We start from the raw sequence: 16055 nt of genomic DNA on the forward strand, positions 1-16055 counted from the left end.
GATTTAGTTTATGCTTATAATGTTAAAAAACCTATGCCAATCCTTAAAAAAGTATTTTTCTGTGGTTTATTTTCTACTAACCATCGCTGACTAAAAAATCTCATTTTTTTATGCCAGTGTAGAAATTTAGAAAGAACATTCAGAAATACGGGTATTTTTTTCTACACATTGGGTGTTTTTTTCCGAGTATTGGGGATTAAGAAAATTTTTAAATTTTGCTTAATAATTCCTGAAATAGATAAATTAAGTGGCATAAATACCCCAAATAAGAAGCAATAAATGCTATAGTTTATCCACAAACAAAGGCCTAATTCATTAGCAATGAGTGATTTATAAAAAAGCCGTCGATAAAATTGGTATTTATCTGACGGCTTTACGGCAAGTTTTAGGCGGTTAAGCCTAAATTTGCTTATATTTTGCTTCAAAATCTTTAATCCTTCTTCTTGAAATACATAGCTGCTCACCTGAATGTAGATATACCGAGCCTGTAAATTTCTCCAGTTTTATTTTCTCGATGTGCAACATATTGATAATAACCCCACGATGAATTCTGAAGAAACTTGATACATCTGTTAGTTTTTGCTCATAAACCTGTAAATTTCGTGCACTCAGCAAGGTTCTTCCCTTTGTCAGATACAGAATTGTATAATTAATTTTGCTCTCAAGAAAGATTATTTCTTCGGGGCGAATGTACTTCGATTTGCCTCCACTCAAAAAACGTAGGGTAAACGATGGATTCATTGGAAAGTGAGTTTTCATGACAATTGTGATAAGTTTTACTTAATACTAAGTAAAACCTCTACCAAATAAAGAAATATTACTACAATTCTCTTTTTTAGTATAAAATATTTATGCCACTATTTATCTCAGTTCTTAATTACTATAGAAGTGGTATTTTTACGGTAAACTTATCGTTAGTTTCATTAATTTCTAATTTGCGATTAGATAAGTAATGATAAAGTGTTTGCAGGCTGGTTAAACCCAGTTTATTTGATGTTTCTACATAATGCTTTTTCTGAAGGTTGTTTTCAACAATTAAAAAATTATTCTCTACATAAATAGCAATCAATAACGGGCTTTCATCTTCTATAATATTATGTTTTATAGCGTTTTCTAATAGATTCTGAAGCGTTACCGGAACAATCCTATACATTTGATATTCATCCGGAATTTGAATCGAAACCTGTAAACCTTCTTCAAATCTTGATTTTTGTAAGTCAATATAATTCTGAACAAAAGCAATTTCTTCTTCAAGACTAACCAGTTCTTTTTCTTTATTCTGTAAAATATATCTGTAAATTAATGAAAGTCTCTTCAAAAACTTTGACGCCTGCTTGGGATTAGTGGCAATCAGGCTATTTAATGAAGTAAGGCTATTGAACAAAAAATGTGGATTCAGATGGTTAATAAGATTCTGATACTGTATTTCTGTTTTATCTTTCTGTAATCTTGTAGTTTGAATCTGCAAATGATGCACCTCAGCCGTCTTCTGAACATTATACCTGTAAAAAGCAAATCCCAATCCAACTATCATCAATAATATCAGACACAAAAACCATTTGGTTTTATAAAAAAATGTATCCACTTCTATGATAAGAGATTTCCCCTCAATAGATTTATTGTTAACAACCGTTTTTACCTTAAATTCGTATTCACCACCAGGGATTTTAGTGTAATTAGCAGTTGTTTTATTATCTGCGGCCACCCAGTTTTCATCATACCCCTCTAACATATAATAATATTTGTATTGCTCCTGATAAGGAGTCAATACAGAATAATTGATGCTGAAATTACTCTGTGTGGCATTCAGGGCAATCTTCTTCGTTTCAGAATTAATAAAAAAAGTACTATCCGGAGTCTGCAAGCTACTAATTAATGCCGGGCTCTTTGGAACTTCGCTCGCTACTTTTTCCGGCATAAACTCTATCAGATAGCCTTTCTGCAGAGCCAGTATATGCTTATTTTTCAGAGGGAACATAAAATTGCGGTAATCAATTTCACCCTCATTATAAGGTATCTTAAAATTCTGAAACTGGTTGTTGATAGGGTTAAAAATAGAAAACTTATTCAAGCTACACGTCCATATCTGACCAAACTCATCCGGACAAACAGCCACACAGTTATCAGAAATTAATCCATCTGCTTCCCGCCAGTTCTGATATCTCTTCTTCTGAGTATCATATTTTACCAGGCCGAATCCTAAACTTGGAATCCAGAAATTATTCAGCGAATCTTTTCTGAACTGATAAAACCATTCTTCAAATGGATGATGATTACTGATTTTTTCAACAACGAACGCTTGTTTCTTTTCCGAAAACTTCGCTAATCCTTCAGGAAATAAGTTTACCCATAATTCTCCTTTACGATCAAGTTCCAAAAAAAACCTTGTTGTATAAAAGCCTTTCTGAACATTATGAGGTAAATAATACTCTTTCCATTTTTTCTGACTGATGTGATAAGAAAAAATAGTTGCTGCATCAGTTCTTACCCAAAGATAATCACCTATTAGTTGAATAGCCATTGTTCCTGTTGACTTCAGGTCTATTTTAGGCGGTAAAGGTAAGGCTGATACTTTTCTGGTTCTCTTATCCAGATAAAAAACGCCTTCTTGTGCTGCCACGTAAACAACATTTTTGGAATCGCAAACACTATGTATATATTTAACCCTCCCGGGAGTTTTGGTCACAGGAATTGAAAATATTTCAGTTGTTTTCTTTACAGGGTCAAAATGAATCAATTTACTGCTCCAGGTACCCAACCACCAGGTTTTATCTTCAGCTTCTGCAAAAGAATTAAAACTTTCATATTCACGTTTTACAAGCGTAAGCGTATCGATAAAAGGAACGCTATAAACTTTGTAGAAAATTTTATCCGGATTAGTATAAGAAATCCCCTTTGCAGCTGTACCCATCCATATAGTTCCATCATCAGTTTGCCATATAGTAGAAAAATACCTCCCTCCAATAGATGTTTTTTTATTAGAATCATACTCTATTTCTTTTGGCACACCAGAAGAATCAATATAGTAAGCACTATCATAAAAACTAATCCAGATATTCTGATTCTTATCAATCATCATTGTTAACAAGACCTTTAATCCTTGCCATGCCTCAGATGTGATAGTTCTTTCTATTTGCTTTGTTTCAAGGTTGTAGATAATTAATTTTTTAAGCTTCATGCCATAACAATAAAGCTTTTTCCCTATAATTTTTATAGCGCCTTTCCACTCATCATCAAATACCGGAATCTTTTCCGGATTGTTCAGATAATTAAAAAATTGTTTCTTCTTTGCATCATAATAATTTAATCCCTTCACGGTAGATACCCAAACGCTACCATTCACAGGGTCTTTTGCAATAGAAGAAACAGAAGTTTCATTAGAAGAAACAGTGCCGGGCACGCCTGATTGATGTTTATATCTTGTAAACTTTTTCGTTTTCTTAGAATACGAGCAGATAAAGTTTTCTCCGCTTACCCAGACATTACCTGAATCATCACAGGCAATAGAAGTACAACGACCGAATTTCCCCAAATCATCTTCCAAAAAACTCACAAATTCTAATTTCTTTTTATCGAAATAACAAAATCCATAAGCAGTGGCTGCCCAGATGATACCATCGCTGTCTTCAAATAAATCTATTACGTAGTTATGAGCTAATGAATTGTGCGTTTTATAATTACTTTTAAATACATTAAAATGGCTCCCGTCAAAACGTAGAAGTCCATCTGTAGTACCAAGCCATATAAAGCCATCTCTGTCCTGCAAAGAGCTATAGACAGAGTTACTCGGCATACCTGTAGACTCGTTCAGATGAGAAAAAACAAAAGAAACTTTCTTTTGTGCGAATGAAGCCACACAAAAAATAAGTACTGTAAAAACTATACAACACGTCTTCTGAAGCATGAATTTTATTTTTCTAACCAACGTCTGAACACCGGAGCCTTATCACGGCTGATGTCTATTTCAAAAGAATGATTAGGTGATTTAAGTTTAAGTATGAGCTTACCATTAGTCATGCTTTTCACGCTTTGAATCGCATCAATATTAATAATCATCTGTCTGTTAGCCCGGTAAAAAATATCAGGGTCAAGCAAAACTTCTACTTCATCAAGCGTGTCCATCTCAAGTATATACTTCTCCCCTGTTTTTGTTACAAAAAAATTAATCGTTTCCCGGTTAAAACAAGCTATTTCCTGTGTTCTTACAGGGACTAAACTATTACGCAGATTACCTAAAAAATGCTCTTTATAGGTAATCCTGCTACTATTAGAACTACTCAAAGCCTCTACCAGTTTAGTAAAGTCAAGTGCTACTTTAGATTTGCTTTTGATGATACTCTTTGCCTTATCTATCGCTCTTTGCAGCTCGTCTAATTCAACAGGCTTCAACAAATAATCAATGCCGTTTACTTTAAAGGCCCTGATAGCATATTCATTATATGCAGTAGTAAAGATAATTGGACAGGTAAGTTTAAATTTTTCAAATATATCAAAACTTACCCCATCTGATAATTGAATATCGGCAAATACAAGGTCAGGTTCAGGGTTTTCGGCAAACCACCGCATAGCAGTTTTCACGCTGCCCAAAATTTCAAGCAAATTGATACCTGCCTCTATTTCTTCTATGCTGGCCACTAATTCCCGTGCCACGAGTTTTTCATCTTCTATAATAATAGCATTCATTGGTATTGCTTTTATGTCGCCTTAAAGTAAGGGTAAAAAAGGGTTTTATTGAAGATAAATACAATAATTTAATATTGAATGACACAAAAATGCCATTGAGTCGTAGCAGATTTGTATTGAGCCGTTTTTATTACTCGCCAATTTCAGTCGGTAGTGCCTGTTAAAACAGCTTGACTGATGTATTAATTCTTTCCTTATTTAATTTGTCGTAAATAGCCAAAAAACATTTTCTTTTCAGAAAAATCTGTAATTTTATATCGTTTTAGTTCTTCATTATATCTTATAAACCGCAAATGATAACTACCCATACAGTTAAGCACCAGCCGGATGACAACCTCTTTCTCATCAATATCGGTCACGATATGGCTTATCAGGAATACATTCAAACCAAAACAGATTTAGTTATTACCCATACTGAAGTACCGAAAGAATTAGAAGGAAAAGGACTGGGAAGTTTACTAGCAAAAAATGCTTTACAATATGCCGAAGAAAATGGCCTAAAATTAATGCCTTTATGCCCTTTTATGGCTGCTTATGTTCGTAAGAATTATGAACAATATAAACACTTATTAGCATCCGGTTTTAACGTTTAAATATAATGAATATATCACGCAAAAATGCCTTAAAATCCTTATTCGGAACATTGATAGGCTTGCCTGCTCTGGCAAAGAGTGACGATAAAAAAGACCTTTTGGGTTTTAAAGACGAGTTTAGTGCTGCCTGGAAAAGTTCATTAGATTATACGTTGAAAATCTTCAACCAGATGCCTGAAGATAAGTTTGAGTTTAAATATACCCCTGAATCTTTCTCTTTCCGGACTCAGTTTGTTCATTGTATTACTTTCACCACATCCCAGATTTGCGGCCGACTAAACCTGCCTAATCCATACGATGAAAAGGAAAAGCAAAATGGTTATTGGGCAAAACTATCGAAAACAGAATTGGAAGCCGAATTAAAAGGTTTTTATGCCTGGGTTGAAAAGACTGTGATGGAAACAAAACCCGATAAATTAGCACAGATGGAAGTCTACGCCGGAGACAAAATTCCTGTATGGAGATTATTATATGCTTTAGAAAATCATATTATTCACCATCGTGGACAAGCCATCTGTTATTTACGTCTGAATGGTGTAACACCGATAGGCTATATAGGTTGGTAAAATTACTGAATCTGAAACTATCCCATACAAAATAAATGCCCTGCAAGAAAAACTTACAGGGCATTTTTATGTTGTAACCAATTGTTTCTTATTTTTCTACGCAAGAACCTTCTTTGCCATCTTTGCAACAACGGTTGTAAGACTTGCCAAGTTGTTTGTATTGTTTTTCATCAATGGTTACATATAATTTATTGTAATCACCAACCATTACATCTTGTTTTGTAAAGTTATAAGTCAATGTTACAGGAACATTTACATTTTGTTCAGGAAGTGGATTGCCGTTAGCATCGCACACTCTGAAGATTTTTGACACATTGCTTAAACCAGAAGTAACTACTTCATAGCTTGATTTAACAGGTACTGAGAATGAACCTAAGCAAAGGTATTTTTCTGGCATTTCGCCTTTAGCAAGTTTACCTTCTTTTTTGTACACACCAATGATAGTTACGCTGTTACTTGCACCTTTAATGCTTCCATCCTGAATCTCAGTTTTACCAATAAAATTAACTTTTTGGTCAGCACATTTAGCGGCACCTGCTGTTCCGATAACAACATCTGATGGGCTATCTGATAAAACTTTTTTCTCGAAAGTCTGAGTACTTGCAGTAGCTGCGCTTGCACTCACTGGGCAGTCTTTATAAGCTCTACCTAATGCTTTAAATTGTTTTTCGTCAACATTAAGATAAATTTTATCTCCTTCACCTACCATCACTTCTGATTTTGTGATTTTGTAATCCAAATTCAAAGGCAAAGTAAGATTCATTGCTGCAGGAGCTGCTGCACCTTGGTCAACACAAACAGGAATTGTTTTTGAATAAGACATTTCACCTTTTACATTGAAATCATAAGTGGCACGAGAAGCTACCGGATATGAACCTAAGCAAAGACCTTTCTGTCCGTTCACGGCTATAATCTCCATTGTTTTGCTGGCATTCATTACATCACCACTTGAGATTTCGCCTTTGGCAGTAATACTTACCTGTTGCTCAACACAAACGGTCGGAGGTACAGGCGGGGTTGGAGGTAGATAAGGGAAATAAGAAGGAATATGGAAAGCATTACCACATTTTTTCATGATGTAGATGTAGCAATCACCTGTTTTCGCTTTTATTTTGAAAGTTTCAAAATCTCTTCCTAACTCTGACCATACGTATTTATGACCTTTGGCATAAGCACCCATCCAACCTGTAGCTCCTTTTGGAAGAATTTCAGGGGTGATAGTACTTACTGTAAACGCAGGGTCGTTGAATCCGGTATAACCTAAAGCAATCAATAAATCATCCATCTCTTTCTTGATGCCTCTTTGATTTCTTCCATAAACCCTCTTCAGGTGGCTATAAGCAGATTCTGCCGTATGTTTAGGAATTTCTCCAAATTGTGGGCTGGTGCCAAGTCTGTTCAAAACAACCCTTTTTGAATCTGAATTACCTTGGAAAACTTTATAAGGTAATGTGTTACAAGGGTTCTGTGGTTGACTAGGCGCTGGGTTCTGTTGGGCATACCCCAACAACGGTAATAATACCACAAGTGTGAGAATTCTAAATGAAGAAGCTTTCATTTTTTTAGATTTTTAAAGTGTCTGAATAAATTTCTAATCCAAATCGGATACAAAAATAATTTATTTAAATTAAAGTGACAGAAACGGATTCTTTAGGAAAAAATTATTTCTATCTATTAGGTTTTGTGAGTTTTTAGGTCTCTATAAGGTGTTTTAGAGAATAGTTACGAGACTATTTCCCGCAAAAATGGTAATTATTTAATTTAAAAACAAAAACTAACAGATAATGTTATTCGCTCCTGACTGTTTTCTTTATTTTTTTTTGCATCAATTGGTTTATACAGGCTTTTATTGAAAAACAGGTTATTTTTTATTTACTCGAAAATTTATATATCGTGGTAGTCTTATACGTTTCTCCCGGACGTAACACTACTGTCGGAAATTTGGTCTGATTTGGTGAATCCGGAAAATGCTCTGTTTCAAAACAAAAGCCCGAACGCTTCTTATACACTACCCCATTTTTTCCGGTAATTGACCCATCTAAAAAGTTTCCGGTATAAAACTGTACACCCGGCTCAGTAGTTGACACTTCCATCAAGCGACCCGATGTTGGTTCATAAGCCGATGCGGCTAAGATCAATTCATCTTTCTTAGGCTGATTTAACACCCAGCAATGGTCATATCCTTTTCCTCTTACTATCTGCACATCTGTTGAATCATTGATTCCTTTACCAATTGCTTTTGGCGTTGTAAAGTCAAAAACTGTGCCTTTTACTGCTTTTAACTCTCCTGTGGGTATTAATGTTTCGTCAACTGGTAAAAAATGGTCAGCATTAATCATTACTTCATGTCCTAAATGGTCTGTTTTACCACCTGTCAGATTGAAATAAGAGTGTTGAGTCAGGTTAATAACAGTAGCTTTATCAGTAGTAGCCGTATAGTTAATTTCAAGTGCATTATCATCTGTTAACACATACGTTATTTCAACATTCAGGTTACCCGGGTAGCCTTCATCACCATCTTTACTTACATGATTCAATTTCAATCCGATTCTGCCATCTTTTAGTTCTTCTGTTTTCCAGATTACTTTATCAAAGCCTATTTTGCCGCCATGTAGGTGGTTAGGACCATTATTTTTCAATAAATTGTAAGTTTTGCCATCTAAAGTAAATTTCGCTCCGGCAATTCGATTACCATATCTACCAACCAATGCACCAAAAAAAGGACTTGATTTTAAATAACCCGACAATGAATCATACCCTAATACCACATCTTCATATTTACCCTCTTTATCAGGTGCTGTCCAGTGTGTAATCAACCCACCATAGTCACTTATTTTCATTTCCATGCCTTTCGCATTTTTAAGCGTATATAGGCTCACTTCTTGTCCGTCAGGCAATTTTCCCCAGGGTGCTTTTGTAATAGATGCTTCTGTTTTCGTTGTTTCCATAGTATTTTCCCTCTTTTTAGACTGACAGGCAATGCTGGTGTACATTAACAGGGCTCCTGCCAAAAACAATTTGGACTGCTTTTTAAAATTATTCATAATTATTAAAGGGGGTTGATTTTGATTGCCAATATTACACAAAAACTCTTATATTGAAACTTTGTTCAATAAACATTTCTTAATTTTAACCTCTCTCCTTAAACGAAAAGCCTATCTTTACCGTTAATTGAACATTATTGTAAATTTTTAAACCCATATTATCTCTCACTCAAAATATGCAAATACGCAAGATATTTATTGCCAGCCTTTTTGCTGTCACTCAAATAACTCAGGCTCAAACTCCCTCTGCTTCAAAATACGACCACAGAGATGCGTTTAATCCTTTATTTAATTTTATGCCCGGCACTGCTTTCCGGAGTGGTACCGGAGCACCGGGGCCGCTTTACTGGCAAAACAAAGCAGATTATAAAATAAATGTTAAGCTTGATGAAACGGCCAATACGCTTACAGGAGAGGTAGAAATAACTTATAAAAATATCAGTCCCGATAAACTCCCTTTTGTGTGGCTCCAGTTAGACCAGAATCAGTTCAACGACCATTCACGTGGGGGCAAAACAACGGCTATTGTAGGAGGACGTTTCGGCAATACAGGGTTTGAGGGTGGCTATACAGTACAATTTGTGAGTGCAGAAAAAAAAGTTACGGCAGGTAAAAAATCATCAAATCGCTCAGTATATGCCGAACATCTGATTGATGATACCCGTATGCAGATACGGTTATCTGAACCACTGACAACCGGAGAAGAATTAAAAATAAAAATAAGCTATTCTTTCAAAGTTCCTCGTTATGGCTCTGATAGAATGGGTAAACAAGAAACCGAAAGCGGAATTATTTATGAAATGGCACAGTGGTATCCACGTATGGCTGTTTATGATGATGTAGAGGGCTGGAACACGCTGCCTTATCTTGGTGCAGGAGAGTTTTATTTAGAATATGGCGATTTTGAGTATAACGTTACTGTGCCCTGGGACCATATTGTAGCAGGTTCAGGCGAATTGACGAATCCAAGCGAAGTACTCACTGCTGAACAAATCAAAAGATTCAATGAGGCTAAAAACAGCGATAAAACTGTTATTATTAGAAGTAAAGAAGAAGTAGCTGATGCTAAATCAAGACCTCGTAACAGTGGCACACTAACCTGGAAGTTTAAATGTAAACAAGCACGTGATATAGCCTGGGCATCTTCAAAAGCTTTTGTGTGGGACGCTGCCAGAATCAATCTGCCAAGTGGTAAAACTTCTATTGCTCAATCGGTATATCCGACTGAAAGTGCAACCAACGACAGTTGGAACCGCTCTACCGAATACGTAAAAGGTTGTATTGAGTTTTACTCTAAATATATTTACGAATATTCTTACCCATCGGCAACAAATGTGGCAGGTATAGTAGCAGGTATGGAATATCCGGGTATTGTTTTTTGCAGCTACCGTGATAAAAACGAAAGCCTATGGGGTGTTACCGACCATGAATTTGGGCATAACTGGTTCCCGATGATTGTGGGTAGTAATGAAAGAAAATATGCCTGGATGGACGAAGGTTTCAATACTTTTATTAATACGCTCTCTACTAAAAACTTTAATAATGGCGAATACTATCAGCCTGAAAATGCACGCCAGTATGCACCCTATTTCTATGACCGTGACCCAATCATGAACATTCCTGATGTGATTCAGAACAACAATATAGGTTTGGCATTGTATGTAAAACCGGGTTTTGGTCTGACAATGCTGAGAGATTTAGTATTGGGGGAAAAACGTTTTGATTATGCTTTCAAGGAATATGTAAATCGTTGGGCTTTTAAACACCCTACCCCTTTGGATTTCTTCAGAACAATGGAAGATGCCGCAGGCGAAGATTTAGGCTGGTTCTGGAAAGGCTGGTACGTAAACGACTGGAAAATAGACCAGGGTGTAAAAGACGTGAGCTATATTCAGCAGGATGCTACAAAGGGTTCAGTGATTACGATTGAAAATGTTGAAAAAATGCCGATGCCTGTTGTAGTTGAAATAAAAGAATCTAATGGTACTACCAAAAGAGTAGATTTACCTGTAGAAGTATGGCAACGTGGCAGTTCATGGAGTTTTAAATACCCATCTACCTCGGCTATCGAATCGGTAACAGTTGACCCTGATGGAAAACTGCCTGATGTAAATGCTAAGAATAATCAGTGGAAACCAACCCGATATAGTGCTCCACAAGCCAATTAGTAGTAATCAATCTTTCAGCCTTCTTCAACAGGAGGAAGGCTGAAAGGTGTAGTAATTGATATTTTTGAGCGTTCACAAACCCCACCTATCGGCGGATTGAATTTGGATACATTTACAGTAATCTGCTGAATTTCAGGAAATTGCTCCTTAACCGCTTCAATTATTTTGTAAGCAATGTGTTCTAACAACCTGTGTTTTATTTTCATCACATCTGCTATGATTGCATAAACCACTTCATAATTAACTGTCAAACTTAATCTGTCTTCCTGAGCCGCACGATTCAAATCGGCCGTAATAGCAATATCAATCGAATATTTATTGCCCATTTTCTGCTCTTCATCATAGTAACCATGATAAGCAAAAAACTCTAAGCCTTCAAGCGAGATTATTCCCATAAATTCAACTAATCAATTACTGTTATAGGTGATGATATATTTATTCTGAATATTTCAAATATTATCAAAGAATGAACTACCGCTATTATTGTCATGATTTTTACCAATCACATCATTCACGGTCGGCAATGGGGTACTATCTTTAGCAGGGCTATCTGCCTTTTCAACCATTGCTTTTCTGATAGCTGCTTTTACCTTATTTACTTTTTCAAGCATTTCTTCGGTAATAGATTCAATATTGTTGTCTGTGGCAGGTTTGGCTTCCTCTGTTTTTGGAACTTCAACTTTATTGACCGGAGGTTCCGGTTGTTTGTTTTCTATCTCTGTTTGAGTTTCGCCAATAGTATCAAAAAATGCAACATTGCTTTCAATACCCCGTTCTTCCACATCCTCCACAATTCTACCACCTACCAACCTGTCTTTCATCTCTTCTAATTCTTCAAAACGGCCTTCAGCAGCTAATAGTGCCTGTTCTACCCAGGTACTTGGGTCATGCATGGCATAAGCAGGCCCGGCATTTTCCAGTATCTCACGAATTTTATAAACAGGCGTAGTCGCTAAATCTTTGAAAGTAAATATACCTGAATCATACAAACGCATAGCTATCTTTGGCCCGATTCCTTCAATTATCTCCAGTTTATCTGACCCTCTCTCTTCTACTGACGTCGCTTTTTGTACAACAGGTTCTTGCGCTTGTGGGTGTTCTACTATGGTTTCAGACTGATCAATTTCTTCTTCCGGGCCTTCTTCTATAATATCATTAGCCGATGGCTCAGTTTCAATCTCTTCCGGTTCTTCTTTTTCTTCACTACTGCTTACAGGCAATGTTTGCTCAACCTCTTCTTGCGGTTCTTCTTCTGCTGTTGTTTCCTCAACAATTTCTTCAGCAGTTTCCTCTTCTAAGGTTGGTTCAGGCGTTACTTCCGCAGGAGTCTCTATGCTTTCCTTCAGTTCTTCAACAATTGCTTCTGTTTCAGGCACTTCCGGTTCTTCTTCAGCAATGCTCTGTACTTCTTTACCATCCGACAATATATTTGCTGCCTCCTGAATTTTCTTATTGATACCTTCTTTATCAAATTTATCTTCAAATCGTTGTACATGGTCCAATGTAGCATTAGAAAGCGTACGCATCTGAACCAGTAAATTGGTTTTATATAGATCCATTGCTTTGAAATCTCTTTCTAACAGTTTTACTTCACCCAATACTTCTTCTTTAATATATTTTGCTTTGGTTTGGGCTTCTCGCAATATTTCGTCGGCTTTAGCATGTGCTTCCTGTAATACCTGCTCACTTTTTTGCTTAGATTCCTGAATATGCTTCTCTGCTTGCTGATTAGCCTGTTCAGTAATCATTGTACTTGTATCTTCTGCGGTTTTAAGCGTTTTAAATAAAGTCATTTCAATCTCCCGAAGCTTACTTGCTTCTTTTTCAGCCATTTCAAGTTGCATTCTGAGCATCTTGCTTTCGTTAAGTATGCGTTCCCATTCCTGCGAGAGATTTGCTAAAAAATTATCAACTTCTTCGATGTTGTAGCCTCTGAAAGTTTTTTCAAATTCATGTTGGCGTATTTCGAGCGGTGTAATTTTCATTTTGTCAATGTTTTATGGAAAGATTAAGGCAAAATTAATAAAAAAACTATCTGTACTCCTTATTTGAGGTTTTTTCTTCGATTTTGCAAGAAAAAGCACTATATAAAATCGGTATTTTTTCAAAACTCTTAAACTATTTCTACTATAACTGTTTTGTTAGCTTTTTGATTATATTTTTTTTACTGAAAGGTTCTATTCGTGCAGTTTCCATACCGAAATTGTACGGTCATCACTACAGGAAACAATCTGATTTTCAAAATCTGACCATAAAACCCTGTTGACGGAAGTTCCGTGTCCGGCATGTCTGGCACGGTCAATTACTTTTAATAATTTCATCTTTTCTGTATCCCATACCTTAATAGATTTATCCATACTGCAGCTTACAAACCGCTGACCGTCAGGACTAAACGAGAGGTGATTGATGGCAAAAGTGTGAGCAACAATTTCTTCTTCTAAACTGTAATCACGCTCGGCATTCCAGATTTTTAAACGAGCATCTCTACTGCCTGATAACAATAATGTAAAATCAGGAGAGTACCTGATACTAAATACCGAGTTATTATGCGCAGGAATTACTTTTTTCAGTTCAAAAGTCTTTAAATCAAATATCTTAATCGTATTATCGCTATATCCTGCCGCTAATTCCCGTTCTACCGGATTAATCGCCAGACATCTCACACTCACGTTAGCCGCCTTCAAGTGTTTACGAAAACTCAAATTTTCGGTATCAATCACTGATATTACCCCATCGCCACCAGCAACAAATGCCTGATTATCGTAAATCTGAATATCAAAATAAAGTGAAGGTGCTAATTTAAGCGACCGGATTTCCTGTTTGGTATTTAAGTCAATTACATGAATTCCCTCCTGATTCTGCGCAACCCACAAATGGTTATGCTGTGGTAAATAAGCTAAAGCATATACCGAGTTCTTCACTTTGGCAATCAGGTCACCAACATCAGGCTTTTGCAGATTCCACCTTACAACAAAGCCGTCTCCCGCAGCAGAAAAAAAACGGTGGTTTTCTCCTGACTTTTCTAAGGCATACACACAATCTCTATGCCCGGTAAATGTATCTATTTTCTCAACTTGTATCATGGCATCACACGATTTTTTCAATCATGTAGCTAATAGTTTAGTAACAATATTTAATTTTGCCTGCAAAACTAATTCTTAAATATATCCATTAATCTTTTCATCTCATGAATTTTTCGGCTCATACAGAAAAAAACGTCGTTTTTAAAGAGGTAGAAAAAGTAATTACCGATTTGGGCTTCACTATTGCCAACCAGGACAAGAGTCGTCCGTGGGGAGGTTTTTTCGTTTTAGATGAATCGCAGGCACCTAAATTTATTGAAACATATTTCCCTCATTTAAGTATTAACGATTTTGGTATAGGACAAAAATTAAGTCCGAAAATTTTGGTAGTTGCTCCAGATAAACGTCTATCCTGGCAATACCATTTTCGCAGAGCCGAAATCTGGAAAGTTGTCGGTGGAATTGCCGGGGTGGTTACCAGTGAAACAGACGAAGAAAATGAATTACAAACTTTAGAATTAGGAACTATCATCAACCTGAAACAAGGCGAAAGACATCGTTTGATTGGTCTTGACCAATGGGGAATTATTGCCGAAATATGGCAACACACCGACCCTGAAAACCCATCAAACGAAGATGATATAGTGCGTGTACAAGACGATTTCGGTCGTTAATATGTATCACGATTGAACGGTCCGTCGTTACGGAAATCGTTTGTTACCTTACGTTTGCTTTTAGATTTAAAGCAAACGTAAGGTAAATCTACTCCACATACAATACCAAACCTTTCAGATAACTTCCTTCCGGGTGGAAAAGATTTACCGGATGGTCTGCTCCTTGTGTCAGATGATGCAATACTCTTACCTTTCTGCCTACTTCCAATGCTGCCGAAACAACTGTATTATAAAAAAGTTCTCTGTCAACTACTTGTGAACAAGAGAAAGTAAAAAGAATACCTCCTTTAGCTAAACGTTTGATACCCTCAACATTCAATCTTTTGTAACCCTGCACAGCCTGATGGCGTTTAGCTATACTTTTGGCATAGGCCGGAGGGTCAAGTACTATTAAATCATAAATCTGGTCATTTCTTTTCAGGAAACTCATGAAGTCTTCTGCATAAGCTTCATGATTATCAATCTCTCCAAAATTAGTGGCTACATTCTGATTGACTAATTCAATGGCTTTTTTAGATACATCTACTGAATGAACCCATCTGGCACCTGCTTGTAAAGCATAAATAGAAAACCCTCCCGAATAACAGAAAGCATTCAGCACCTTTTTGTTTGAGGCATATTTTGCCAATAAAGCCCTGTTATCTCGCTGATCCAGAAAAAATCCTGTTTTTTGGCCTGTTTCCCAGTCAATCAGAAATTTATTCCCGTTTTCTAATACCGGATGCGGTAACAGGTGATTCGTTGGTTCTACAGAAAATAAATAAGTATTACTTACATTTCGGGCAAACTCCTCCGGCAATGTTTCTGCACTTTTATCATAAATAGCCATCAGAGTATTGCCATAAATTCTTTTTAGGGCATTCACTATCTTTTCTTTCTCCAGCCACATTCCTATCGTGTGTGCCTGAAATACAATCACCTGCTGATAATAATCTAAAATTAATCCGGGAAACCCATCTCCTTCGCCATGAGTCAGACGATAACAGGTGGTATTATCACCCAATTGAATAATTTGTCTGAGTTCATAGGCAATTTTCAACTTGTTGTACCAGAAATCTTCATCAACTGTAACCTGTTCATACGAGAAAATTTTTATCGTAATACTTCCTTTATAGAAATGCCCCGTAGCTAAATAATTTCCTTTTTTATCGCAGACTTCTACTATATCTCCATCGTTAGGTTGTCCTTCTATTCTGGCAATAGCTCCTGAAAACACCCAAGGATGTAGCCGCTTAACTACCTGTTCTTTGCCTGCTTGTAAAAATACCTTTGCGTACATATTCTCCTGTTTAATTCATGTTCCA

At 36.4% G+C, this 16055-nt stretch carries 13 protein-coding genes; 4 read left to right on the forward strand and 9 right to left on the reverse strand.

All coding sequences use genetic code 11. The features are described from left to right. Nucleotides 1–399: 399 nt before the first annotated feature. From EWM59_RS06340 to EWM59_RS06350, 3 genes are all read right to left on the reverse strand, one after another. Nucleotides 400–759 carry a LytR/AlgR family response regulator transcription factor gene (locus EWM59_RS06340; RefSeq protein WP_130020109.1) on the reverse strand — a complete coding sequence of 120 codons (360 nt, stop codon included), beginning with the start codon at nt 757–759 and terminating at the stop codon, nt 400–402. 121 nt (nt 760–880) lie between these two features. Then, entirely contained in the window at nt 881–3904 is a 3024-nt protein-coding gene (locus EWM59_RS06345) for a ligand-binding sensor domain-containing protein (RefSeq protein ID WP_130020110.1), read from the reverse strand. A 5-nt stretch (nt 3905–3909) separates the two neighbouring features. Continuing rightward, complete coding sequence (locus EWM59_RS06350; protein ID WP_130020111.1) at nt 3910–4683, reverse strand: LytR/AlgR family response regulator transcription factor; 774 nt, start codon at nt 4681–4683, stop codon at nt 3910–3912. A 293-nt stretch (nt 4684–4976) separates the two neighbouring features. On the opposite strand from EWM59_RS06350, the gene EWM59_RS06355 reads away from it, so the two are divergent. Both EWM59_RS06355 and EWM59_RS06360 read left to right on the forward strand, forming a co-directional pair. Next, complete coding sequence (locus tag EWM59_RS06355) at nt 4977–5276, forward strand: GNAT family N-acetyltransferase (RefSeq protein WP_130020112.1); 300 nt, start codon at nt 4977–4979, stop codon at nt 5274–5276. A gap of 5 nt (nt 5277–5281) precedes the next feature. Beyond that, nucleotides 5282–5842: a DinB family protein gene (locus EWM59_RS06360; protein ID WP_130020113.1), complete on the forward strand. Its 561-nt coding sequence runs from the start codon at nt 5282–5284 to the stop codon at nt 5840–5842. Nucleotides 5843–5930: 88 nt separating this feature from the next. Here the strand turns inward: EWM59_RS06360 and EWM59_RS06365 are convergent, their stop codons facing one another. After that, complete coding sequence (locus EWM59_RS06365; protein ID WP_165372115.1) at nt 5931–7400, reverse strand: hypothetical protein; 1470 nt, start codon at nt 7398–7400, stop codon at nt 5931–5933. 310 nt (nt 7401–7710) lie between these two features. Beyond that, nucleotides 7711–8790, reverse strand: coding sequence for an aldose epimerase family protein (locus tag EWM59_RS06370; protein ID WP_229239292.1), 1080 nt, complete (start codon nt 8788–8790; stop codon nt 7711–7713). A gap of 272 nt (nt 8791–9062) precedes the next feature. Between EWM59_RS06370 and EWM59_RS06375 the strand changes: the two genes are divergently transcribed. After that, nucleotides 9063–11054, forward strand: coding sequence for a M1 family metallopeptidase (locus tag EWM59_RS06375; RefSeq protein ID WP_130020116.1), 1992 nt, complete (start codon nt 9063–9065; stop codon nt 11052–11054). Between the two features lie 14 nt (nt 11055–11068). Here EWM59_RS06375 and folB read toward each other — a convergent pair whose 3' ends face one another. From folB to EWM59_RS06390, 3 genes are all read right to left on the reverse strand, one after another. Next, nucleotides 11069–11449 (reverse strand): dihydroneopterin aldolase, encoded by a 381-nt coding sequence (gene folB, locus EWM59_RS06380; protein ID WP_130020117.1) that lies wholly within the window; start codon nt 11447–11449, stop codon nt 11069–11071. A gap of 54 nt (nt 11450–11503) precedes the next feature. Further along, entirely contained in the window at nt 11504–13039 is a 1536-nt protein-coding gene (locus tag EWM59_RS06385; protein WP_130020118.1) for a DivIVA domain-containing protein, read from the reverse strand. A gap of 192 nt (nt 13040–13231) precedes the next feature. Further along, nucleotides 13232–14158, reverse strand: a complete 927-nt coding sequence (locus EWM59_RS06390; protein ID WP_310587834.1) for a WD40 repeat domain-containing protein — start codon at nt 14156–14158, stop codon at nt 13232–13234. Nucleotides 14159–14241: 83 nt separating this feature from the next. On the opposite strand from EWM59_RS06390, the gene EWM59_RS06395 reads away from it, so the two are divergent. Continuing rightward, nucleotides 14242–14751 (forward strand): cupin domain-containing protein, encoded by a 510-nt coding sequence (locus tag EWM59_RS06395; RefSeq protein WP_130020119.1) that lies wholly within the window; start codon nt 14242–14244, stop codon nt 14749–14751. 88 nt (nt 14752–14839) lie between these two features. Here the strand turns inward: EWM59_RS06395 and EWM59_RS06400 are convergent, their stop codons facing one another. Next, nucleotides 14840–16030, reverse strand: a complete 1191-nt coding sequence (locus EWM59_RS06400; protein WP_130020120.1) for a class I SAM-dependent rRNA methyltransferase — start codon at nt 16028–16030, stop codon at nt 14840–14842. Nucleotides 16031–16055: the final 25 nt, after the last annotated feature.

It is taken from the genome of Emticicia agri (assembly GCF_004168285.1).
Classification (GTDB): Bacteria; Bacteroidota; Bacteroidia; order Cytophagales; family Spirosomataceae; genus Emticicia; species Emticicia agri.